This is a genomic window from Micromonospora sp. NPDC047548 (assembly GCF_040642975.1).
Lineage (GTDB): Bacteria > Actinomycetota > Actinomycetes > Mycobacteriales > Micromonosporaceae > Micromonospora.
In genome coordinates this window covers 22,366-45,356 of the sequence record NZ_JBEYTI010000037.1, presented here as the reverse complement: position 1 = coordinate 45,356, position 22,991 = coordinate 22,366, and the positions used below count along the sequence as shown (strand labels likewise).

Genomic DNA, 22,991 nt, shown 5'->3' with positions numbered 1-22,991 from the left:
GCGTGGAACTGCTTCACGGGCCGATCCGCGACTACGCCTGGGGGTCCCGCTCGGCCATCGCCGAGCTGCAGGGGCGCCCGGTGCCCAGCGACGGCCCGGAGGCGGAGCTGTGGCTGGGCGCCCACCCGGGCGCCCCGGCCACGGTCGACACCGACGGCGACCGGGTGAGCCTGGTCGACCTGGTCACCGCCGAGCCGGGTCGCTGGCTCGGCGAGCAGGTGGTCGACCGGTTCGGCACCCGGCTGCCGTTCCTGCTGAAGGTGCTCGCCGCGGACGCCCCGCTGAGCCTCCAGGCGCACCCGGACCCGGAGCAGGCCCGGGCCGGGTACGCCGCCGACGCCGCGCGCACCGACGGGCAGCGCAACTACGTCGACCCGTACCACAAGCCCGAGCTGCTGGTCGCGCTCTCGCCGATGGAGGCGCTCTGCGGGTTCCGCGACCCGGCGGAGTCGGCCGACGTGCTCGGCGCGTTCGGCGTACCCGCGCTGGAGCCGGTGGTGGCCGCGCTGCGCACCGGGCCGGCGGGCCTGCGCGACGCCGTACGCCTGCTGTTGACCTGGCCGGCCGCGGACCGTGCCGGGCTGGTCGACGCGGTGGCGGCGGCGGACGTGGCCGGCCCGGATGCCGAGCTGGCCCGGGCGCTGGCGGCCAGCTACCCGGCCGACCCGGGGGTGCTGGTGGCGTTGCTGCTGCACCACGTGTGGCTGGCGCCGGGGGAGGCGATCTGGATGCCGGCCGGCAACCTGCACGCCTACCTGCGCGGCACCGGGGTGGAGATCATGGCGGCCAGCGACAACGTGCTGCGCGGCGGGCTCACGCCGAAGCGCGTGGACGTCGACGAGCTGCTGCGGGTGCTCCGTTTCGAGGTGCTGACCGACCCGGTGGTCACCGCGCGGCCGGTGGCGCCGGGGGTGGTCTGCTGGCCGGTGCCGGTCGAGGACTTCGCGCTGCACCGGGTGACCGTGGACGCGACCGCGCCCCAGGTGCGGCTGCCGCTGCCGGGGCCCCGGGTGGTGCTCTGCCGGGCCGGCCGGGTCGCGGTGGACGACGGGACGGGTGCCCTCACCCTCGGTCCCGGGCAGGCCGCCGTCGGTCCGGCCGCCGCGGGCCCGCTGGTCTTCTCCGGCGAAGGTGAGGCGTTCGTCGCCACCGCCGGCCTCCGCTGACACCCCGCTGTCGTCGAGGTGACGTGCCACCCCGGCCTCGTTTCCGCGACACGAGTCCGACTTTCCCGAAATAGCTTGACTCGTTTCTGGCGCAGTGTGACTGTATGGGTGCGCAGCGTTGTCGCGACGAAGGTCCGGGAACGCGCGGGGGAACCAAACCGGGGGGATGCACGGGGCGGCCGGCTCGTGGACGGAAAGTCCGTCCATCACCGACCGCCCCGTGCGCTGTCTCCGGCGGCCTTCCGTGCGGCGCTGGACCACGCGCGTAAGGTGGAAGGTCGCGCAGCACATCGTTCGACAGGAGCTTCCATGACCAGCACCCTCCCGGCGTCCACCAGCGGCGCGCGACCGAGCACCCTCGCCGAGGGCGACTACAAGGTGGCGGATCTGTCGCTCGCCGAGTTCGGGCGCAAGGAGATCCAGCTCGCCGAGCACGAGATGCCCGGCCTGATGGCGATCCGCCGCGAGTTCGCCGACGCCCAGCCGCTCGCCGGCGCCCGGATCACCGGCTCGCTGCACATGACCATCCAGACCGCCGTCCTGATCGAGACCCTGGTCGCGCTCGGCGCGCAGGTCCGGTGGGCGTCCTGCAACATCTTCTCCACCCAGGATCACGCCGCCGCCGCGATCGTCGTCGGCCCGACCGGCACCCCCGAGGCCCCGGCCGGCGCCCCCGTGTACGCCTGGAAGGGCGAGAGCCTCGAGGAGTACTGGTGGTGCACCGAGCAGGTGCTGACCTGGCCTGACGGCGCGGGCCCCAACATGATCCTCGACGACGGCGGTGACGCCACCCTGCTCGTGCACAAGGGCGTCGAGTTCGAGAAGGCCGGGGTCGTCCCGCCGGTCGAGTCCGCCGACTCCGAGGAGTACGCGGTCATTCTCCAGGTGCTGCACCGCTCGCTCGCCGAGGACGGCCAGCGCTGGACCCGGATCGCCTCCGCCATCAAGGGCGTGACCGAGGAGACCACCACCGGCGTGCACCGGCTCTACGAGATGCACCGCGCCGGCACCCTGCTCTTCCCGGCCATCAACGTCAACGACTCGGTGACCAAGAGCAAGTTCGACAACAAGTACGGCTGCCGGCACTCCCTCATCGACGGCATCAACCGGGCCACCGACGTGCTGATCGGCGGCAAGATGGCCGTCGTGCTCGGCTACGGCGACGTGGGCAAGGGCTGCGCCGAGTCGCTGCGCGGCCAGGGCGCCCGGGTCGTGGTGACCGAGGTCGACCCGATCTGCGCGCTTCAGGCGGCGATGGACGGCTACCAGGTCGCCACCCTGGACGACGTGGTCGAGAAGGCCGACATCTTCATCACCGCGACCGGCTGCTTCGACGTCATCACCAACGAGCACATGGCCCGGATGAAGCACCAGGCCATCGTCGGCAACATCGGCCACTTCGACAACGAGATCGACATGGCCGGCCTGGCGAAGCGCTCGGACGTCACCCGGGAGAACATCAAGCCGCAGGTCGACCTGTGGCGCTTCGACGACGGCCACGCCATCATCGTGCTCTCCGAGGGCCGCCTGCTGAACCTGGGCAACGCCACCGGGCACCCGAGCTTCGTGATGTCGAACTCGTTCGCCAACCAGACGATCGCCCAGATCGAGCTGTACGCCAAGACCGACGAGTACCCGGTCGGCGTCTACGTGCTGCCCAAGCACCTGGACGAGAAGGTCGCCCGGCTGCACCTGGAGGCGCTCGGCGCCAAGCTGAGCCACCTCTCCAAGGAGCAGGCCGCCTACCTCGGCGTCGCCGTCGAGGGCCCGTTCAAGCCGGAGCACTACCGCTACTGAGCTCCACCTCGAAGGACCGGGTCGGCCGCCGTGCGGCCGGCCCGGTCCTTTTCCGCGTACGCCGACAGTCGGCCCCCCGGCGCTCCGCGCCGGCTCCCGCCCACGTCGCTCCGCGCCGGCTCCCGCCCCCCGGCGCTCCGCGCCGGCTCCCGCCGCATCGCTCCGGCCCTGGTGACCCGGCTTGCGGCGGGTCGCGGTGTCGGGGGTCGTCAACACCGCGACCCGGCCGTATGTCGGGCAGCGCCGGCCGGGGGGGGCGGTGGGCGCGGAGACGACTCAGCGTGGCAGGCGGCGGTTCGGTCGGATCCAGGTCCAGACGCACCAGGCCAGCCAGGCCAGCGACACCGCGGCGGCCAGCGGGCGCATCCGCAGCTCGCTGAGGACCACGACCACGGCCAGCACCGCCAGCCAGGGCAGCAGGCCCCTCATGCCCCGGGTCCGATGGCGCGGGGGTGGACTGCCGAGGGACGCCGCCGCGCCGACCGGGGGCCGCGCACCGGGAAGGGGCCGGAAGTGCCTGGCAGGGGCGTGCCGGCCGGAGTGATGGTGGCAATGATCAAGGTGGCCTGCCTCGTCCGTCCGTGGGGGTCCGGCCGATTTTGTCACGAGGCGGGCAGGTGGACTCGTCGCGATCGACTTGACGGCACCCCGGGAGCAGGAGGAAGGTAAGTCTGCCCTAAGTTAACTGAGGCAACCCTCACCAAGACGGAGTACCGATGTTCGCCACGTACCTGATCGGCCTGCGCGAGGGCCTGGAAGCGACCCTCGTGGTCAGCATCCTGGTCGCCTTTCTGGTGAAGTCGCAGCGCCGGGAGCGCCTGCCGCACGTCTGGCTCGGGGTCGGGCTCGCCGTCGCGCTTGCGGTGGTCTTCGGCTGGTTCATCGAGTACACGTCCACCACGCTGCTGAACACCTCCGAGGAGCGGGAGCTCTTCGATGCGATCACCTCCGTTGCCGCAGTGGTCTTCGTCACCTGGATGATCTTCTGGATGCGGCGCGCCGCCCGGTCCATGGCGGGTGAGCTGCGCGGCAAGCTGACCGACGCGCTTGCGGTCGGCGCGGTGGCCGTCACCGGGATGGCCTTCCTCGCGGTGATCCGCGAAGGGTTGGAGACGGCGCTCATCTTCTACTCGGCCGCCCGAGGGCTCGCCGACAACAACACCGGGCCGCTGCTGGCGCTGGCCGGCGGGATCGCGACTTCGGTCCTGCTCGGTTTCCTGCTCTACGCGAGCGCCCTGAAGATCAACCTCAGCAAGTTCTTCACCTGGACCGGGGCCCTGCTGATCCTGGTCGCCGCCGGCATCTTCAAGTACGGCGTGCACGACTTCCAGGAGGCCGGTGTCCTGCCCGGCCTCAATGACAAGGCCTTCGACATCTCCGCCACGCTCGACCCCAGCACCTGGTACGCCACCCTGCTGAGCGGGATGTTCAACATCACCCCGGCGCCGAGCGTGCTGGAGATGGTCGCCTGGGTCGCCTACGCCGTGCCGGTGCTGGTGCTCTTCCTCAAGAAGCCCTCTCGCGGCGCCGCCAGGCCGGCCGCCCCCGCCGCCCCCGCGAGCAACCCGGCCGGCACGGGCGACGGTGCCGCCGAGCCGGCCACGCCCACCAGCTCGACCTCCGCGCCGAAGAGCGCCTGAATCCACCTGCTCCGAGGAGACAGAAACTGATGCGTACCACCCGCTTCCTGGTGCTCGCCGCCGCCGGCGTGCTGGCCGTCACCGGCGTGACCGCCTGCAGCGACGGCAAGAAGCAGGACGGCGCGAAGGGCGCCAACGCGGTCAAGGTCAAGGCCACCGACACCGCCTGCGAGATCGACGTCACCGACCTCACCGCCGGCCAGGCGACCTTCTCCATCACCAACTCCGGCAGCAAGGTCAACGAGTTCTACGTGTACGCGGCCGGTGACCGGGTGATGGGCGAGGTGGAGAACATCGCCCCGGGGCTCAGCCGCGAGCTGCGCGTCGAGCTGGCCGCCGGGACGTACGAGACCGCCTGCAAGCCTGGGATGAGCGGCCGGGGCATCCGCGGCGCGCTGAAGGTCAGCGGCGCCGCCGCGACCGTGGCACCGGACGCGGCGCTGGCCCAGGCCACCGCCAGCTACCAGCGGTACGTGACCAGCCAGACCGCCGCCCTGCTGACGAAGACCGAGGAGTTCGTCACCGCGGTCAAGGCCGGCGACGCCGCCAGGGCCAAGGCGCTCTACCCGGTCGCCCGCACCTACTGGGAGCGGATCGAGCCGGTGGCGGCAAGCTTCGGCGACCTCGACCCGAAGATCGACGGGCGCGAGGAGATCGTCGAGGAGGGCATGGAGTTCACCGGCTTCCACCGGATCGAGAAGGACCTGTGGACCACCGGCGACATCAGCAAGGACGGCCCGATCGCCGACCGGCTGCTCGCCGACGTCAAGGAGATCGTGGCCCGGGCCAACGCCGAGAAGCTCACCCCGCTCCAGCTCGCCAACGGCGCCAAGGCGCTGCTCGACGAGGTCGCCAGCGGCAAGATCACCGGTGAGGAGGAGCGCTACTCGCACACCGACCTCTGGGACTTCAACGCCAACCTGGAGGGTTCCAAGGCCGCGATCGCCGCGCTGCGCCCGGCCCTGGAGCAGCGCTCGCCCGAGCTGGTCACCCAGCTCGACACGGAGTTCGCCAACGCCGAGCGGGCGCTCGGCCAGCACCGGGCCGGTGACGGCTGGAAGCTGCACACCGAGCTGAGCAAGACCGAGCTCAAGGAGCTGTCCGACAGCATCAACGCCCTCGCCGAGCCGATCAGCAAGGTCGCCGCCGTCGTCGCCCGGTGACGGCCGGTCCAACAGGAGAACCGATGAGTGAGCAGACCAGCGCGTCCACCCCGTCCGCCGGGGCCGCCCGGGGTCGGCTGTCCCGGCGGCAGGCCATCACCCTCGCCGGGGTCGGGGTCGCCGGGGTGGCCGGGGTCGCCGCCGGCGCCGGCGCGCTGGTCCGCGACGCCGACCACGCGGCGGCGAACGACCTGGCGGCCGGCGCGGTGCCGTTCCACGGCGAGCACCAGGCCGGCATCACCACCCCCGCGCAGGACCGCCTGCACGTCGTCGCGTTTGACGTGATCACCAAGGACCGGGCCCGGCTGGTGGCGCTCCTGCAGGAGTGGACCGCCGCCGCCGCCCGGATGACCGCCGGCCGGGACGCCGGGGTGATCGGCGCGGTCGACGGCATGCCGGAGGCCCCGCCGGACGACACCGGCGAGGCGCTCGGCCTGCCGCCGTCGCAGCTCACCCTCACCATCGGCTTCGGCCCGACGCTGTTCCGGGACGAGCAGGGCAGGGACCGGTTCGGCATCGCCGACCGGCGGCCCGCCGCCCTGGCCGACCTGCCGCACTTCGCCGGGGACGCGCTGCGCCCGGAGATCTCCGGTGGCGACCTCTGCGTCCAGGCCTGCGCCAACGACCCGCAGGTGGCGGTGCACGCCATCCGCAACCTGGCCCGGATCGGCATGGGCGCGGTGAGCGTCCGCTGGTCGCAGCTGGGCTTCGGGCGTACCTCCTCGACCTCGCGCGACCAGGCGACGCCGCGCAACCTCTTCGGCTTCAAGGACGGCACCGCCAACCTCAAGTCGGAGGACGCCGGGCTGCTGCGCGAGCAGCTCTGGGCCCAGCCGGGCGACGGGCCGGAGTGGATGACCGGCGGGTCGTACCTGGTCACCCGGAAGATCCGGATGCAGGTCGAGACCTGGGACCGCAGCTCGCTGGCCGAGCAGGAGCAGATCGTCGGGCGGACCAAGGGCAGCGGCGCGCCGCTGGGCCGCCGGGACGAGTTCGACGAGCCCGACCTCGACGCCAAGCGCGACGGCGGGGAGCCGGTCATCGCCACCACCGCGCACGTGCGGCTCGCCCATCCGAGCCGCAACAACGGTGCCCGGCTGCTGCGCCGGGGCTACAACTTCGTGGACGGCTCGGACGGGCTGGGCCGGCTCGACGCCGGGCTCTTCTTCATGGCGTACCAGCGGGACCCGCGTAAGCAGTTCGTGCCGATCCAGACCCAGCTCGCCCGAAACGACGCGATGAACGAGTACCTGCGTCACGTCTCCAGCGCGCTGTTCGCCTGCCCGCCCGGCGTTCGGGACGCCGCCGACTGGTGGGGCCGCCCGCTCTTCACCTGACCGCTCCCGCCTCCGTTCGCCGGCCACGACGTGGTGGTCCACGTCGTGGCCCGCGGCCACGTCGAGGGTCCGGCCTGATGGCCGGGGCGTTCTCGGGGCGGTGTCAGCGGGGCGGTGTCAGCGGCGTCGGCGCGGCGCGGGGGGCCGGAACCGCCGGGCGGGGGCCGGCTGGCGAGCGGTCCGCGGTGGCCTCGACGGGTACGGCGGGTGCGCCCGGGGTCGGTGCCAGCTCGGGCCAGAGGGTGGCGGTGAGCGTGCGGGCCCGGCGCAACCGGAGGGCCCCGCGGCGGTTCCGCTCGGCCAGCATGGCGGCCAGCAGGAGCGGTTCCGGTACGCGGGGTGGCGGTGGCGGCGACGTCACGGCGGCCACCTCGCTCCACAGTGCCCGCGCCAGCAGGGTCCGGGACGGCTCGGCGAACCGGTGCGCCCGGGTCAGGTACTGCCGCACGGCCAGGGCCAGCGGGTCGTCCAGCCGGGTCAGGTCCAGGGTGACCGCCCACCCGGTCAACGGCGGGATGATCATCGGCGCCGGCAGCCAGGGCTGCGTCGTACGGGTGTGCACCACCATCGTGCCGGCGACCAGGTCGCCCAGCCGCCGGCCGCGCCGGTCGGTGAGCATCACCGCCACGCCGGCGACCCAGCTCAGCAGCGGCAGCACCAGGCCCGGCCACTCCACCGCGACCCCGACCAGCGCCCGGCTGAGCGACTGCCGCAGCCCGACCGGGCCGCCGTCGGCGCTGACCACCCGCAGCCCGACGGCCATCTTGCCGGGCGTACGGCCGTGGTTGAAGCGCTCGAAGAGCACCGGGTAGCCGACCAGCACCAGCACCAGGAACACGGTCGCCAGGGCGTTCGTCAGGGCCTCGTCCACGCCGGGCAGCGTGTTCAGCGCCAGGGCCGCCAACGCCGTCCCGAGCAGCAGCACCAGGACCACCTGGGTCCCGACGTCCAGCAGCAGCGCCAGCACCCGGGAGCCCAGCCGGGCCGCCCGCACGTCGAGCTGGACGGCCTCGCCGCTGACCAGGCCGGCGTCGGCCCCGGTCGGGAAACGGTCGGCGCCGCCGGGCGCGGCGGGCGCCGGTGGTTGCGCTCTCACCCGCACAGTGAACACTATGAGCGCCGGACGGGGGAGGACGAGTGGATCTCGACGCGTACGTCGCCGAGCACCAACACGAGTGGCGGCGGCTGGAACAGCTCTGCGACCGGCGCCGGCTGGCCGCTGACGAGGTCGACGAGCTGGTGGCGCTCTACCAGCGCACCGCCACCCACCTGTCCGCGCTGCGCAGCCGCTCGCCCGACCCCGGGCTGGTCAGCCGCCTGTCCCAGCTGGTGCTGCGGGCCCGGGCCCGGGTGACCGGGCGGCGCGGCCCGTCCTGGATTGCGGTGGCCCGGTTTTTCACCGTCGACTTCCCCGGTGCCGTCTACCGCGCCTGGCCCTGGTGGTGCGCGGTGGCGACCGGGTTCAGCCTGCTCAGCGGCTTCCTCATCTGGTACGTCGCCGGCAACCCCGACACCGCTGCGGCGTTCATCGGCCCGCAGGCGGCGGCCGACCTGGTCGACTCCGGCTTCGCCGGCTACTACACCGAGTTCTCCGCGCCGACCTTCGCCTTCCACCTGTGGACCCACAACGCCTGGATCGCGGCCCAGTGCCTGGCGTCCGGGGTGCTGGTCGTGCCCGTGTTCTACCTGCTCTGGCAGAACGCGCTGAACGTCGGCGTGGTCGGCGGCGTGATGGTCTCCTACGGCCGGGCCGACGTCTTCTTCGGACTGATCACCCCGCACGGGCTGCTCGAACTGACCGGGGTGTTCGTCGCCGCCGGGGTGGGCCTGCGTACCGCGTGGGCGTGGATCTCCCCGCCGGCGCACCTGACCCGGGGCCGGGCCGTCGCCGAGGCGGGGCGTTCGGCGATCCTGGTCGCCGTCGGCCTGGTCGGGCTCTTCGCGGTCTCCGCGCTGCTGGAGGCCTTCGTCACCCCGGCGCCCGTGCCGATCGCGCTGCGCGTGGGGCTCGGGGCCGCGGTCTGGCTGGGTTTCCTCGGGTACGTGGCGGTCCTGGGCCGCCGGGCGGTGGCCGCGGCGTCCGTGCCCGCCGAGCGGACCGACCCCTGGCTGGCCGAACTCAGAGTTGGCCGAGAGCCTTGAGGCGGAGGTAGGTGTCGGCGACCGTGGGGGCGAGGCGGTCCGCCGGGGCGTCCACCACGGTCACGCCGTACCGGCCGAGGGCGGCGCGGACCCGGTCCCGCTCGGCCAGCGCCCGCCAACCCGCCGCCGCCGCGTACGCGTCCTCCGGCCGGGCCGGCACGGCGGTGGTCAGCCGGGTGAGCACCGGGTCGTGTACGGCCGCCAGCACCACCCGGTGCCGGGCGGCCAGCCGGGGCAGCACCGGCAGCAGGCCCTCGCCGAGCGCGCCCGCCTCCAGTGCGGTGAAGAGCACCACCAGGCTGCGCTGCCGCTCCCGGCGGAGGATCTCCCCGACGATCAGCTCGAAGTCGGTCTCCACCAGCGCCGGCTGCAGCGGTGCCACGGTGGTCACCAGCCGGCTGAGCAGGGCCGCCCGCCCGCTGCCGGTGACCGTGGCCCGGATCGCCGCGTCCGCGGCGATCAGGTCGACCCGGTCGCCGGCCCGGGCGGCCAGCGCGGTGAGCAGCAGCGCCGCGTCGATCGCGGTGTCCAGCCGGGGCTCGTCGCCGACGCGTACCGCCGAGGTGCGGCCGGTGTCCAGCACGCAGACCAGCCGGCGGTCCCGCTCCGGCCGCCAGGTGCGGACCAGCACGTCGGCCCGCCGGGCGCTGGCCCGCCAGTCGATCGAGCGGACGTCGTCGCCGACCACGTACTCGCGCAGGGTGTCGAATTCGGTGCCCTGGCCGCGTCCCCGGCTGACCTGCATGCCGTCGATCACCCGTAGCCGGGAGAGCTTCTCCGGCAGGTGCCGCCGGGAGTCGAAGCGCGGCAGCACCCGCAGTGTCCAGGCCGGGGTGGCGGGCCGCCCGGCGCGCTGCCGGAAGGCCAGCCCCAGCGGGCCCAGCGAGCGCACCGCCAGGGCCACCGCGGGCCGGTCGCCGCGTCGGGTCGGGGTGAGTCGACTGGGCAACGGGGCGTCGCCGCCCGCCGCCACCCGCACGATCCGCCCCGGCGGCACCTCCGGCCAGGCCCCGGCCGAGGGCACCCAGGCATCGCGGACCTGGGCGCGCAGCGTACGGCCGGAAGTGTTGGCCAGGCGCAGCGAGACGGTGGCGGTGCCGCCGAGCCGGACGGTCCGGTCGCCCTCGCGGGTGGCGGTGACCGCGTGCAGCGGCGCGGCCAGCGCCCAGTCCAGGGCGCAGAGCAGCAGCACCGCGCCGGTCATCGCGACGACCCCGAGGAACGGGTCCGGCCACGCCGGCAGGGTCAGCGCACCCACCAGCAGCAGGACGGCCGCCCGCCAGGTCATCGTGGCGTCGGCACGGTGGCCAGCACCGTGTCCAGCACCGTGTCCACGCCGACGCCCTCCAGCTCCACCTCGGGCCGCAGCCGCAGCCGGTGTCGCAGCGTCGGCCGGGCGGTGGCCTTGACGTCGTCCGGGGTGACGTGGTCCCGCCCGGCCAGCCAGGCCCACGCCTTCGCCGTGTTGAGCAGGGCGGTCGCGCCCCGGGGCGAGGCGCCCAGCTCCAGCGCCGGGGTGGCCCGGGTGGCCCGGCACAGGTCCACGATGTAGCCGAGGACGGGTTCGGCCACGTACCCCCGCCCGACGGCCTCCCGGGCCGCGGCCAGGTCGGCGGCGGTGGCCACCGGTCGTACGCCGGCGGCGGCCAGGTCCCGCGGGTCGAAGCCGGCGTGGTGCGCCCGCAGCACGCCCAGCTCCTCGTCCCGGGTGGGCAGCGGCACGGTGAGCTTGAGCAGGAACCGGTCCAGCTGCGCCTCCGGCAGCTGGTAGGTGCCCTCGTACTCGACGGGGTTCTGGGTGGCGGCGACGATGAACGGGTCGGGCAGCGGCCGGCGGGCACCCTCGACGGAGACCTGCCGTTCCTCCATGACCTCCAGCAGCGCCGACTGGGTCTTCGGCGGGGTGCGGTTGATCTCGTCGGCGAGCAGCAGGTTGGTGAAGACCGGCCCCTCCCGGAAGGTGAACGCGGCGGTGTGCGGGTCGAAGATCAGCGACCCGGTGACGTCGCCCGGCATCAGGTCGGGGGTGAACTGCACGCGCTTCGAGTCCAGGTCCAGCGCGGTCGCGACGGTGCGGATCAGCAGCGTCTTGGCCACCCCCGGTACGCCCTCCAGCAGCACGTGCCCCCGGCAGAGCAGCGCGATCACCAGCCCGGTGACCACGGCGTCCTGCCCGACGACCGCCTTGGCCACCTCGGCGCGCAGCCGGTGCAGGGCGGCGCGGGCGTCGTCCGCGCCGGCGGTCGCGGTCGCGGCGGGTGCGACGGGGTGGGTCACCGGTGGTCTCCTTCGGTCGGGTGGTCGGGGGGTGCCGCGACCGTACGGGTCACCCGGTCCAGCGACCGGGCCAGCTCCAGCAGTTCGGCGTCGGAGGTCGGCGCGTCCCCGTACAGCAGCTCGTGCGCCTGCTCCGGTGTGCCGCCGGTCCGGGCGGCGACCAGCGCGGACACCTCGGTCAGCGGGGTGGTCGCGGGCAGGTTGAGCCGGGTGAGCAGCCGGTCCAGGGCGGCGGCGCGCAGCGTGTCGGCGGCCGGGCCGCGGGCGCGGGCGCGCTGGTAGAGCCGCGCCCGGCCGAGGACCGTCTCGGCGGAGCGGACCCGCACCGGCAGCGGCTCGGCGACCGGTGGGCCGAGCCGGCGGGCCCGCCAGAGCACGACCAGCAGCGCCGCCAGCGCGAGCTGCACCAGCAGCGCCCAGAACCAGGCGGGGAACGCCGCCCAGAGCGGGTTCTGCCGGTCCGGCCGTTGGGCCTGCTCCTGCTGGTCGTCGCCGTCGGACGGGTCGCCGTCGGAGCCGCCCGGGTGGCCCTCGCTGGGCTGGCCGCCGTGGCCGTCACCGGTGCCGCCGCCGTAGGTGGTGGAGCCGCCGGGGGTGGGCGACCAGGCGGGCTCGCCGCTGCTGCCGGTGCCGAAGTGCGGGGGCGGGGCGGGCCCGTCCAGGTCGAGCCAGACCACCCGGCCGTGGCCGCCGAGCAGCCCGGTGGCCAGCGCCCGGTTGCCCCACTCGCCGATCCGGTCGTTGCGGAACGGGTCGCTGGCGCCGATCACCACCACGTCGGCCGCCCAGGGCAGGTGGACCAGCCCGCCGGAGTAGCAGCTGCGCAGGGTGGCCGCGAAGCCGCGGGGTGGGGCGTACCGCTGGAGCCGGGCGGCGGCGGTGCCGGCCCGGGCGGCCTCGGGCAGTGGGCAGGGCACCCCGTCGGTGTCCGGGGCGACCGCCCGGGTGGCCCAGCGCCGGTCGGCCGGCACCAGCGGCAGGTCGACCGACTCCAGCACCCGCCGGGACGGGTCGACCAGGACGAGACGGCTGCCGGCCGGCAGGTCACCCAGCGCGCCGACGGTGTCCGGGTGCAGCAGCTCCGGCGCCGGCACGAACAGCGTCGCCGGCCGGCCGTCGAGCGCCAGCAGGGCCCGCAGGGTGTCCGTCTCCCGCTGCACGGTGACGCCCTGCCCGCGCAGCGCCCCGGCCAGCCGGCTGCCGCCGTCGTCGCCGGTCGCCACCGGGGAGAGGAAGCCCCGTTCGGTGGCGTCCGGCTGGTCGACCGCGCGGGTGACCACGGTGACCGTGAGCAGCATGGCGGCCAGCGCGAACGGGATCACCAGTCGGTGCCAACGGTAGCGCCGCCGGGGCGGGGGTGGGGCGGTGGGCGGTGCGGCCGGCGGCGCGGCGGTGGCGGTCATCGCGGCTTCTCCGGACCGCCGGCCAGCACCCGGTCCAGTTCGTCGGCGAGCTCCCGCATCCGCCGGTCGTGCTCGGCGGAGGCGGTACGCCGGGCGTACCAGAGCTCGGAGAAGATCGTGCCCGCAGCGCGGAGCGTCGGGTCGACCGGGGGACGGTTGCGGGCCGCCGCCTCGGTCAGTTCGGTGACGGTCATGCCGGGGCGCTGCTCCACCGCCCCGGTGGCGATCAGCCGGCGGACCATGCCGCGCAGCCGTTCCCGGACCGCCTCGGCGAAGCGGCCCTCGGCGGCCAGCCGGTCGGCGAGGGAGAGGGCCGGCCCGGACGGCGGTTCGGCCCCGCCCGCGCGGGGTCGGGGCAGCTCCGGGGCCTGCGTGGCGGGCCGCGTCCGCCGCCGCCACCTGAGCAGCCGGAGCTTACGCAGCCGGGGCAGCCGGAGTCGGGGCAGCCGGAACGGGAGTCGGGGCAGGCGGAGTCGGGGCAGGCGGCGGGGCACCCACGCCGGCCAGTGGTACCAGGCCAGCGCGGCCAGCGCGGCGGCCAGCAGGAGCAGCAGCGCCGCCAGCGGCAGCGGCACCAGGTCGCCGAGCGCGGCGGTGGTCTCGGTCCACCAGCGGCTGAAGCTCATCGGTCGGCCGCCAGCAGGACGGGCTCGGCGAGGCCGGCGGGGGAGCGGGCGAGCCGGATGTCCAGCCCCTCGGTGCGCATCCGGTTGTCGAGGTGGACCACCGCGTCCAGGCAGGCCAGCGCCGGGTAGGCGACAGTGTTCACCCCGGCCCAGACCACGATGGCGGCGACCGGGGCCAGGGCCGGGTCGCCGAGGTCGACCAGGTCGAGGGAGTCGAGCCCGGTGAAGACGCCCAGGGCGAGGCCGACCCGCAGGATCCACCAGCCGAGGTAACCGAGCACCCGGACGGCGGCGACCTGCCCACCGCCGCGCACGGCCAGCCGCGCCGCACGTCCGACCGCCTGCTCCACCGGGACCCGGTCCACCGCCAGGGCGGCCGCGACGGAGCCGAACAGGGGGTACGCGACGAACCACACCGGGCCGGTCAGGCCGGCGAGCATGACGACGAGGCCGACCAGGAGCGCGAGCAGCAGGGTGGCGCCGTACCGGGCCCCGCGGGGGCGCAGCAGTTCGCGTACGCCGGCGCGGCGGCCGAGCAGCGCGGCGCCGGCGGCCCGGGCGGCCGGGTTGCCGAGCAGCGTGACGATCACCGCCTCGGTCGCGGCGCCCAGCGCCAGCAGGAACCACAGCGCGGTGAACCCGTCGCCGCGCAGCAGCCAGGTCGGCGGCTCGACGCCGGCGGCCAGCCGCACCGGGTACAGCAGCAGTTGCTCGCCGACGGCCAACAGGGCGCCCAGCGGGAGCAGCAGGCGGCCCTGGGTACGCAGCAGCAGCACCGCCGAGTCGAGCAGCTCTCCGACGGTCAGCGGGCGCCTCGGGAGCACGGCGGTCGGGCCGACGTCGGGCACGCGTACTCCTGCTCCTGACGGGTCTCGGTGGCGGGCGGCGGCGCGCCCGGGGATCATGGTGACACGGCCGGTCCGATCGGGTGGACCCGCACGCCGCGCGGCCCCCGCCGATGACCTTCGGCGGCGTGGGAGGTGCGGTGACACCACCCACGGCAGTACCGTGCCGGGTGACGCCGATCCCACCGAACTGAACGGGGATGGAAACATCAATCCCATGAGAGCCCGGGTACTGGTGGTCGACGACGACCCCGCGCTCGCCGAGATGCTCGGCATCGTCCTGCGCAGCGAGGGCTTCCTGCCCTCGTTCGTCGCCGACGGGGAACGGGCGCTGGCCGCGTTCCGGGACAGTCGACCCGATATCGTCCTGCTCGACCTGATGCTGCCCGGTATGAGCGGTATCGACGTGGCCCGGGCCATCCGGGCCGAGTCCGGCGTGCCGATCGTGATGCTGACCGCCAAGAGCGACACCGTCGACGTGGTGCTCGGCCTGGAGTCCGGTGCCGACGACTACGTGGTCAAGCCGTTCAAGCCCAAGGAGCTGATCGCCCGGATGCGGGCCCGGCTGCGGCGCGGCGAGGACGCCGCCCCGGAGATGCTGACGATCGGGCCGCCCAGCAACCAGATCAGCATCGACGTGCCGGCGCACACGGTCAGCCGGGACGGCGAGGAGGTGAAGCTGACGCCGCTGGAGTTCGACCTGCTGGTCGCGCTCGCCCGCAAGCCGCGTCAGGTCTTCACCCGCGAGGTGCTGCTGGAGCAGGTCTGGGGCTACCGGCACGCGGCGGACACCCGGTTGGTGAACGTGCACGTGCAGCGGCTGCGCGCCAAGATCGAGCCGGATCCGGAGCGACCGGAAATCATTCTCACGGTTCGGGGCGTGGGCTACAAGGCGGGTACCGGATAGCCTGGTCGCACCGTGACCAGCTCCCCGAGCCCCCACTCCCGGACCCCCGCCGGCCGGCGTTCCGCCGCGCGGGCGCTGGGGCGCGCCCTCGTCGGCTGGATCCTCGGCCTGCTCGCCGGCCTGCACCAGACCTGGCGCCGGTCGTTGCAGGTCCGGGTGGTGACCATCACCCTGGCGGTCTCCAGCCTGCTGGTCGGCGGCTTCGCCTACCTGATCGCCAGCAAGGTCACCAACATCCTGGTCGAGAACGCCCAGACCGACGTGCTGCTGCGGCTGCGCAGCGGCAGCGACTACTCGGCCAAGCAGTTCAACCTCTACAGCCAGCCCCAGGAGGCCCAGCTCCAGGACACCATCGAGGGCACGGTCAACTACCTGGCCGGGGGTGACCCGCAGCAGACCAGTGGGGTGGTCGTGGCGATCACCGCCGACAGCTACGAGGGCATCATCGGGACCCGGACCTCCCCGGCGACGGACGTCCGGCCGCTGATCAGCCCGCAGCTGCGGGCCGCCGTCGCGGACGGCAAGGTCGCCCACCAGATCCGTACCGGCCGGCTCGGCGGCGCGAAGACCAAGTACCTGGTGTACGGCTCGCCGGTGCCGACCGGCTTCGGCCAGTTGGAGCTCTACTACCTGGTGCCGCTGTCCCGGCAGGACGCCACCGCCGCCGACGCCCGGGCCACCGTGCTCGCCACCGGGGTGGCCCTGGTGCTGCTGCTGGGCCTGCTCGCCGCCCTGGTCACCCGCCTGGTGGTGACGCCGGTACGGGTGGCCGCCCGGACGGCCCAGCGGCTCTCCGCCGGCCTGCTCGACCAGCGGATGGTGGTCAACGGTGAGGACGACCTGGCCCTGCTGGCCGCCTCGTTCAACCAGATGGCGACCAACCTGCAACGGCAGATCCTCCGGCTGGAGGAGATGTCCCGGTTGCAGCGCCGGTTCACCTCCGACGTGTCGCACGAACTGCGTACTCCGCTCACCACCGTCCGGATGGCCGCCGACCTGCTCTTCGCCGAGCGCGACGAGTTCGACCCGGCCGTGGCCCGCAGCGCCGAACTGCTCCAGGCCGAGCTGGACCGGTTCGAGGAGTTGCTCACCGACCTGCTGGAGATCAGCCGCTTCGACGCCGGCTTTGCCATGCTCGATGCCGAGCCGACCGACCTGGTGCCGGTGGTGCACCGGGTCGCCGACCGGCTGGCCGGCCTGGCCGAGCGGGTCGGCGTGCCGATCCAGCTCGACGTGCCGGCCACCCCGGTCATCGCCGAGGTCGACCCCCGCCGGGTCGAGCGGGTGCTGCGCAACCTGGTCGGAAACGCGGTCGAGCACGGCGAGGCGAAGCCGGTGCTGATCACGCTGGGGATGGACCAGACCGCCGTCGCGATCACCGTGCGCGATCACGGGGTCGGGCTCAAGCCGGGGGAGGAGAAGCTGGTGTTCAACCGCTTCTGGCGGGCCGACCCGTCGCGGGCGCGGCAGACCGGCGGGACGGGTCTGGGCCTGTCGATCAGCCTGGAGGACGCCCGGCTGCACGGCGGCTGGCTGGAGGCGTGGGGCGCGCCCGGGCAGGGCGCCCAGTTCCGGCTCACGCTGCCGGCCCGGACCGGAGACCGGCTCACCACCTCGCCGCTGCGGCTGGTGCCGGCCGACGCCACGCTGCCGTTCGGCGGCCTCCGCGACGGCGACCTGCTGGCCATCGGCCCCGCCGGCGGGGGAGCCCTGGCCGTCGGGCCGGGGCCGGCCGCCGACGACGACCGGGCGGAGGTGCGCTCGTGAGACGGCGCGGGCTGGCCGGCCCGCTCTGCGTCGCGCTGCTGGTGCTCGGCGGCTGCGGCATCCCGGCGCAGACCGAGGTGCAGGTGGACGGGTCGGGGCCGGCGGCGGGGGCGGGTGCCTCCAGCTCCCGCCGGGGCGAGCCGCCCACCCGTACGGCCAGCGACGACCGGGAGGCCTTCGTCAGTAACTTCCTCTCCGCCGCCGCGGGCGAGCCGGAGCGGGCGTACACGCGGGTCAAGGGGTTCATCGCGCGGGAGGACAAGAGCCGCCTGCAGGAGAAGCAGGGCAGCGAGATCGCGGTCAACGTGGTCCGGTTGACCGAGAAGCCGGTGATCACCGAGAACGCCAACGGGCTGTTCACCGTCCGGGTGCCGGTGCAGCAGATCGGCGTGCTGCGCGCCAACGGCGTGCTCGCGCCGCCGGTGGCGACCGAGACGGAATACCAGTTCTCGCTGCGCAACGCCCGGCAGCCGGGGCAGGAGGGCGCCGAGGAGGGTGGTCTCTACGTCACCGATCCGCCGACCGTGCTGCTGCTGGAGGACGAGGCGCTGCGCCGGTACTACCAGCCCCACACGGTCTACTTCTGGAATTCCGACGGCACCCGCCTGGTCGCCGACCAGCGTTACCAGCCGCTCGCCGTGCCGCGCGAGCGGCTGGTCAGCGAGGTGGTCAAGTGGCTTGTCGCCGGCCCGTCCGACTGGCTGCGCCAGGGCGTCATCGGCCTGCCGGACCGGACCGCTCTGATCAACAACGCCATCAAGACCGACGGCCGGTGGGAGGTCAACCTGGACCTGCCCGGGGACGACCGCCGCAAGCTGGAGAAGCTCGGCATCCAGCTGGCCTGTTCCTTGCCCGATCTTGACGGCCAGCTCCAACTGACCACCCGCAATCAGTCGCAGGTGACCATCCCGGACCTGGAGAAGCACCGCCTCGCCCACCCGGTCTACCCGCTGACCGGGGGGCCGCAGCGGTTCACCGTCTACGAGGGCGCGATCCACCCGCTGTCGTTCCCGGCCGAGGCGAGCGGCACCGTGCCGCTCCGCGCCGAGGACAACCACAACGTCGTCTCGGCCTCGGTCCGGCGGGCCGGGGACAAGGTCCTTGCCGCCATGGTGACCACCGTCCCCGGCGGCCGGCAGCGCCTGGTGGCCGGGTTGGGCGCTGACCCGGTGCAGGTGATGACGCCGGGGCCGCAGGCCTTCGGCGCGATCGGCCGGCCGGTCTGGTTGCGCTCGCTCGACCCGGCCCAGCCGTACGGGCTGGTGGTTGCCGACGGACGGCTCTACCGGTTCGACGACCGGGCCCGGATGCTCCAGGTGCCGGTGAGCGCCTCCGGCCGGGTCACCGCCGTGGCGGCCTCGCTGGACGGGCACCGGATCGCCCTGATCGTCGGCGGTCGGCTCTACCTCTCCTCCGCGAACCTCGATGGTGGGATGGTCTCCCTGGGCCCGGTGCGGCCGGTCGCCACGACGCTCACCGATCTGTCGGCGGTGGACTGGGCGGGGGAGAACACTCTCGCCGTGGCCGGCTCGACCAACCGTTCCGCGGTCTACGTGGTGGGCGTCGACGGGGCACAGGAGGCGGCGCTCGTGAAAGACGTGGGTGCCCGGGTGACGCACCTGGCGGTGTACCCGACCAACCCGACGTCCGCCGTGTTGATCATGTACGAGGCGAACGGCGTCGCCTACCGCTACCCGGCGGACACCATCCGGCGGGATCAGGTGCTGGAGACGACGCCGCCGCCGTCCGGCGTCCGTCCGGGCAGCCCGACCGCGCCCTTCTTCCTGTTCTGAGCGCGTCGTGCGGGACCTCGGCGGGCTCTGGGCGGACCTGACCGACCTGGTGCTGCCGGTCGGGTGTGCGGGCTGCGGGCGGCCCGGGTCGGCGAGCCGGCGTGGGTTCTGCCCGGGTTGCGCCGACGCGCTCCAGGCGCTGCGCCCCGGCCCGGTACGCCCCACCCCGGCCCCACCCGACCTGCCGCCCTGCCACGCCCTCGGCCCGTACGCCGGGCAGTTGCGGGAGGCGCTGCTGGCGTACAAGGAGCGTGGCCGGCACGGTCTGGCCGGGCCGTTGGGCGCGTTGCTGGCCGAGGTGGTGGCCGGCGCGGTCGGCCCGGCGCGGCCGGTGCTGCTGGTGCCGGTGCCGGACACCGCGGTGGCCGCCCGGTCTCGCTACGGCGACCACCTGACCCGGCTGGCCCGGCACGCGGCGCGGCGGCTGGGCGCGGCGGGCTGGGACGTGCGGACTGCCCGGCCGCTGCGGGCGCTGCCCCGACCCGATTCGGTGGCGCTGGACAGCGCCGGGCGGGCCGCCGCGGCGGCGTCGGCGTTCCGGGCCCGCGGGGGCGGCGGCGGGCGCGTCGCCGACGGCCGGAGCGTGGTGGTGCTGGACGACATCCTCACCACCGGGGCGACCCTCGCGGCCGTGGCCCGCGCTTTGCGCGGCCTGGGAATAACGCCAAACGCCGCGGCCGTGCTCGCCGCAACGCAAAAACGGCGTCAGTGGTGACGCTTCGTGTTTCCGTTTCACCCCTTGGTGTATGAGGTGTTGAATATCTCCAGCGTTCTCGACAACTGGGGGTGACTGTCGGGCGAACACGAGTTAGCGTTTTCGTGTCGGGGGTAGGAGGCTCCAAACCCGCCCCCGGCGGTGGAAGGAGGCGTAGCCGTAACTGACCGGTCGACGCCGCCGGGATGCTCCCGAGGGTCACGTCGACCGGGTTGACGATCAGACGGCCATCCGAAAAAGGGAGGTCACGTGGACATCGTGGTCAAGGGCCGAAACGTTGAAGTGCCGGACCATTACCGGGTGCACGTAGCTGAGAAACTCGCGAAAATCGAACGCTACGACCACAAGCTCATCCGAGTCGACGTGGAGTTGTTCCACGAACGTAATCCCCGCCAGTCCGACACCTGCCAGCGAGTGGAGATCACCTGCGTCTCCCGGGGGCCGGTGATCCGGGCGGAGGCCTGCACGAACGACTTCTACAGTGCGCTCGACGCGGCCATCGCCAAGCTGGACACCCGGCTGCGTCGGGCGGCTGACCGCCGCCGCGTGCATCGGGGCCGGCACGCGCCGCTCTCCGTCGCCGCCGCCACCGCCGACCTGCCGGTGGCCGACCTGCCGGTGGCCGACCTCGACGGACTCGCGCCCCGGTCCGCCGGCACGGCCACCGCGGTGGCCGAGCGCGACGAGGAACCCGCCGACGAGTACGACGACCAGCCCTGGCACATCGCCCGGGCCAAGGTGCACGCGGGCGAACCGATGACCGTGGACGACGCTCTGTTCCAGATGGAACTGGTGGGGCACGACTTCTACCTGTTCCACGACAAGGAGTCCGGCCGGCCGAGCGTCGTCTACCGGCGGCACGCGTACGACTACGGCATCATCTCGCTCGACACCTGATCCCTGTCCACCCCTCGCGGCCGGTCACGGAGTCCCCGGTGGTCCACCACCGAGGCTCCGTGACCGGTGCTGTCTCCCGGTGGCCGTGGCCGACGCCGGCTCAGCGCGGATCGTCGGCCAGCAGCGCGTAGAGCACCGTGTCCAGCCGGGCGTCGTCCCGGCCGGGGAGCCGGCCGCGCATCAGCCCCTCCCGCCGGAAACCGGCCCGCTCCAGCACCCGCTGCGAGGCGACGTTGTCCGGCGCGGTGCCGGCCCAGAGCCGGGCCAGCCCCACCTCCCCGAACGCCCAGCCGGCCAGCAGGCACACCGCGCGGGTGGTCAGCCCCCGCCCGCGCGCCTCGGGCAGCAGGCTGTAGCCGATCATGGCCTGGCCGGTGGCCGGCTCGTCGTAGCTCAGCGCGCAGCCGCCGGCCAGCGTGCCGGTCGCCTCATCGAGCAGCGCGAAGTCGGCCGAGCCGCCGGTCAGCCAGCCGCTCTCGGCGATGGCGCAGCGGCGCGCGATCGCCGCCCGGGTCGGCGGGACCTGCCGGACCCGGCTCGCCACCACCTCGGGCAGCGTGTGCAGCCGGTACAAGGCGTCGGTGTCCTCCGGGGCCAACCGGCGCAGGGTCACCACGCCGTCGGTGAGCCGGCCGTCGGGCAGGTCCGGCAACGGGCGGGGCGCCGGGCCGGCGGGGTCCTCGGCGAGGCGTACCCAGGCGGTCAGGTCGTACCGGCCGCCGTCGCGGGCCAGGCCGGCGGACCGGCGTACCCCCTCGTGCCGGAAGCCGGCGGCGAGCGCGACCCGCTGGCTGGCCGGGTTCTCGGCGGGCGTGAGCAGCTCCAGGCGGGCGACGCCGTCGGCGAAGGCCCGCGCGGACAGCGCCCGGGTCGCGGCGGTGGCCACTCCCCGGCCGCGCGCCCAGGGCGCCACCCAGTAGCCGATCTCCGCTTGGGCGCGCGCCCGCTGGACGTTGCTGAGGCCCGCGCCGCCGAGCAGCCGGTCGGAGGCCGGGTCCGCGATCGCGTACGCGGCCCCGCCGGTGGCCCAGGCCGCCGGCGCCCCCTCGGTGATCCACCACCGGGCGCTCTGCTCGGTGTACGGGTCGGGCATGCCGGAGATGAACCGTTGGGCGAGCGGGTCGGCGCAGGCGGTGGCCGTGTCCGCGACGTCGTCGAGCCGGAACGGGCGCAGCCGCACCCCGTGGGAGTCGACGATCTCCGGGGTCACGAGGTCAGGTCCTCGGCGAGCAGCCCGGCCACCCAGGCGTCGCCCCGGCCGTCCCGGGTGGCCAGGCGGGCCCGCGCGGTGCCCTCGAAGGAGAACCCGGCCTTCTCCGCCACCCGGCGGGAGGCGGTGTTGCCGACCAGCGCCAGCCACTCGATCCGGGCCAGGCCGAGCGTGGTGAAGCCCCAGGCGGCCAGCGCGCCCACGGCGGCGGGCATGTAGCCCCTGCCCCGGGCGTGCGGGGCGGTCATGAAGCCGACGTGGCCGTTCAGCGGGTCCGGGCCGAGGCGCAGGTCGACCGAGCCCACATACCGGTCGTCGGCGTCGGCGATGGTGTAGTACGCGCCGGTGCCCCGGGCCCAGGCCGCGTCGGCGAAGTCCCGCATGAACCCCTCGGCGTGCTCCCGCTGGTACGGATGCGGCACGGTGGTCCAGCGGACGGTGTCGACGTCCTGGCAGGTCGTCACGATCGCGTCCAGGTCGCGCTCCTCCATCGGGCGTAGCCGCAGCTCGGCCCCGTTGGCGGTGGCGAAGAGGACGGGCTGTGGCCGGCCGAAGACGGCGGCCCGGCGGGCGTCGAGGGTGTCCCGGCCGGCCGGCCCCGGCTCGTCCGGCCCCGGTATCTCGCCGGGGAGCAGTGAGCCGATCCAGCCGTCCGCCCGGCCACCCTCGGACGGATGGGCCAGCCGCAGCTCCCCGGAGAGCTGGAACCCGGTGCGCAGCGCCACCAGCCGGGAGTAGTGGTTGCCGACCTCGGCCTGCCAGATCAGCCGGCGCAGCTTCAGCGCGGCGAACGCCCAGCGGGCGACCGCCCGGGTGGCCCGCACGGTGACGCCCCGGCCGCGCGCCCAGGGCGCGGTCCAGTAGCCGATCTCGCCGGAGTCCAGGGCCCGGTCGATCGAGACGAGGCCGCAGGCGGCGAGCAGCTCGCCGGTGTCGGCGTCGCAGACCGCGAACGGCGCCCCGGTGCCCTCGGCCCACGCCGCCGGGGCGATCCCGGTGACGAAGCCGTGGGCGTGTTCCGGGAGGTACGGGCGCGGTACGGTGGTCCAGCGCTGGATGTCCGGGTCCTGGCAGGCGCGGTGCACGGCGTCCGCGTCCGTGGCCCGCCAGGGGCGCAGCAGCAGGCCGTCCTCGGTGATCTCCACAGGCTCCATCTGAGCCATGGTGCCGGAGCGTTCGCGGTGGGCGTAACCGGATAACCGTCGGCGGCGGCCACGGCCGCGCGGTATGTCGGTTTCGCCGGGCCGGACCGCCGCCACCAGTGACCATCGCGCCGATGGAGCGCCTACGATGGTTCGAGACTGTC

The 22,991-nt window shown here is 74.4% G+C and carries 20 protein-coding genes; 11 read left to right on the top strand and 9 right to left on the bottom strand.

The features are described from left to right. The first annotated feature begins 2 nt into the window (after positions 1-2). Positions 3-1,166 (top strand): mannose-6-phosphate isomerase, class I, encoded by a 1,164-nt coding sequence (gene manA / locus ABZ807_RS26565; RefSeq protein WP_357163416.1) that lies wholly within the window; start codon positions 3-5, stop codon positions 1,164-1,166. 309 nt (positions 1,167-1,475) lie between these two features. Beyond that, positions 1,476-2,963: an adenosylhomocysteinase gene (ahcY, locus tag ABZ807_RS26560; protein ID WP_357163413.1), complete on the top strand. Its 1,488-nt coding sequence runs from the start codon at positions 1,476-1,478 to the stop codon at positions 2,961-2,963. Positions 2,964-3,239: 276 nt separating this feature from the next. Here the strand turns inward: ahcY and ABZ807_RS26555 are convergent, their stop codons facing one another. Next, on the bottom strand, positions 3,240-3,392 hold the full coding sequence (locus tag ABZ807_RS26555) for a hypothetical protein (RefSeq protein WP_357163410.1): 153 nt from the start codon (positions 3,390-3,392) through the stop codon (positions 3,240-3,242). Positions 3,393-3,679: 287 nt separating this feature from the next. Here ABZ807_RS26555 and efeU point away from each other — a divergent pair, with 287 nt between their 5' ends. The 3 genes from efeU to efeB are packed head-to-tail and all read left to right on the top strand — an operon-like array spanning position 3,680 to position 7,103. Further along, positions 3,680-4,603, top strand: a complete 924-nt coding sequence (gene efeU / locus ABZ807_RS26550; protein ID WP_357163407.1) for an iron uptake transporter permease EfeU — start codon at positions 3,680-3,682, stop codon at positions 4,601-4,603. Between the two features lie 29 nt (positions 4,604-4,632). Beyond that, positions 4,633-5,766, top strand: a complete 1,134-nt coding sequence (gene efeO / locus ABZ807_RS26545) for an iron uptake system protein EfeO (protein ID WP_357163404.1) — start codon at positions 4,633-4,635, stop codon at positions 5,764-5,766. Positions 5,767-5,789: 23 nt separating this feature from the next. Beyond that, positions 5,790-7,103 carry an iron uptake transporter deferrochelatase/peroxidase subunit gene (efeB, locus tag ABZ807_RS26540; protein WP_357163401.1) on the top strand — a complete coding sequence of 438 codons (1,314 nt, stop codon included), beginning with the start codon at positions 5,790-5,792 and terminating at the stop codon, positions 7,101-7,103. Between the two features lie 103 nt (positions 7,104-7,206). On the opposite strand, the gene ABZ807_RS26535 is transcribed toward efeB, so the two are convergent. Beyond that, positions 7,207-8,199, bottom strand: coding sequence for an RDD family protein (locus ABZ807_RS26535; RefSeq protein ID WP_357163398.1), 993 nt, complete (start codon positions 8,197-8,199; stop codon positions 7,207-7,209). 41 nt (positions 8,200-8,240) lie between these two features. Here ABZ807_RS26535 and ABZ807_RS26530 point away from each other — a divergent pair, with 41 nt between their 5' ends. Further along, complete coding sequence (locus tag ABZ807_RS26530; protein WP_357163395.1) at positions 8,241-9,245, top strand: stage II sporulation protein M; 1,005 nt, start codon at positions 8,241-8,243, stop codon at positions 9,243-9,245. On the opposite strand, the gene ABZ807_RS26525 is transcribed toward ABZ807_RS26530, so the two are convergent. The 5 genes from ABZ807_RS26525 to ABZ807_RS26505 are packed head-to-tail and all read right to left on the bottom strand — an operon-like array spanning position 9,223 to position 14,399. Next, entirely contained in the window at positions 9,223-10,533 is a 1,311-nt protein-coding gene (locus tag ABZ807_RS26525) for a DUF58 domain-containing protein (protein WP_357163392.1), read from the bottom strand. The genes ABZ807_RS26530 and ABZ807_RS26525 overlap by 23 nt on opposite strands. Next, on the bottom strand, positions 10,530-11,522 hold the full coding sequence (locus tag ABZ807_RS26520) for a MoxR family ATPase (protein ID WP_357163389.1): 993 nt from the start codon (positions 11,520-11,522) through the stop codon (positions 10,530-10,532). The genes ABZ807_RS26525 and ABZ807_RS26520 overlap by 4 nt, the downstream gene beginning before the upstream one ends. Further along, on the bottom strand, positions 11,519-12,925 hold the full coding sequence (locus tag ABZ807_RS26515) for a DUF4350 domain-containing protein (protein WP_357163386.1): 1,407 nt from the start codon (positions 12,923-12,925) through the stop codon (positions 11,519-11,521). The genes ABZ807_RS26520 and ABZ807_RS26515 overlap by 4 nt, the downstream gene beginning before the upstream one ends. Further along, on the bottom strand, positions 12,922-13,551 hold the full coding sequence (locus tag ABZ807_RS26510) for a DUF4129 domain-containing protein (RefSeq protein ID WP_357163383.1): 630 nt from the start codon (positions 13,549-13,551) through the stop codon (positions 12,922-12,924). The genes ABZ807_RS26515 and ABZ807_RS26510 overlap by 4 nt, the downstream gene beginning before the upstream one ends. Continuing rightward, entirely contained in the window at positions 13,548-14,399 is an 852-nt protein-coding gene (locus tag ABZ807_RS26505) for a hypothetical protein (protein ID WP_357163380.1), read from the bottom strand. The genes ABZ807_RS26510 and ABZ807_RS26505 overlap by 4 nt, the downstream gene beginning before the upstream one ends. Positions 14,400-14,613: 214 nt before the next feature. Here ABZ807_RS26505 and mtrA point away from each other — a divergent pair, with 214 nt between their 5' ends. The 5 genes from mtrA (at position 14,614) to raiA (ending at position 20,475) form a co-directional block, all read left to right on the top strand. Continuing rightward, positions 14,614-15,303, top strand: a complete 690-nt coding sequence (gene mtrA, locus ABZ807_RS26500) for an MtrAB system response regulator MtrA (protein WP_357163377.1) — start codon at positions 14,614-14,616, stop codon at positions 15,301-15,303. A gap of 75 nt (positions 15,304-15,378) precedes the next feature. Next, positions 15,379-17,070, top strand: a complete 1,692-nt coding sequence (gene mtrB, locus ABZ807_RS26495) for an MtrAB system histidine kinase MtrB (RefSeq protein ID WP_357163452.1) — start codon at positions 15,379-15,381, stop codon at positions 17,068-17,070. After that, complete coding sequence (locus ABZ807_RS26490) at positions 17,067-18,863, top strand: LpqB family beta-propeller domain-containing protein (RefSeq protein WP_357163374.1); 1,797 nt, start codon at positions 17,067-17,069, stop codon at positions 18,861-18,863. The genes mtrB and ABZ807_RS26490 overlap by 4 nt, the downstream gene beginning before the upstream one ends. A gap of 7 nt (positions 18,864-18,870) precedes the next feature. Beyond that, positions 18,871-19,578 carry a ComF family protein gene (locus tag ABZ807_RS26485; protein ID WP_357163371.1) on the top strand — a complete coding sequence of 236 codons (708 nt, stop codon included), beginning with the start codon at positions 18,871-18,873 and terminating at the stop codon, positions 19,576-19,578. 249 nt (positions 19,579-19,827) lie between these two features. After that, positions 19,828-20,475: a ribosome-associated translation inhibitor RaiA gene (gene raiA / locus ABZ807_RS26480; protein ID WP_357163368.1), complete on the top strand. Its 648-nt coding sequence runs from the start codon at positions 19,828-19,830 to the stop codon at positions 20,473-20,475. A 100-nt stretch (positions 20,476-20,575) separates the two neighbouring features. Here the strand turns inward: raiA and ABZ807_RS26475 are convergent, their stop codons facing one another. Next, positions 20,576-21,685: a GNAT family N-acetyltransferase gene (locus ABZ807_RS26475; protein ID WP_357163365.1), complete on the bottom strand. Its 1,110-nt coding sequence runs from the start codon at positions 21,683-21,685 to the stop codon at positions 20,576-20,578. Next, a complete protein-coding gene (locus tag ABZ807_RS26470) occupies positions 21,682-22,839 on the bottom strand; it encodes a GNAT family N-acetyltransferase (RefSeq protein WP_357163362.1) in 1,158 nt (385 codons plus the stop codon). The genes ABZ807_RS26475 and ABZ807_RS26470 overlap by 4 nt, the downstream gene beginning before the upstream one ends. Positions 22,840-22,991: the final 152 nt, after the last annotated feature.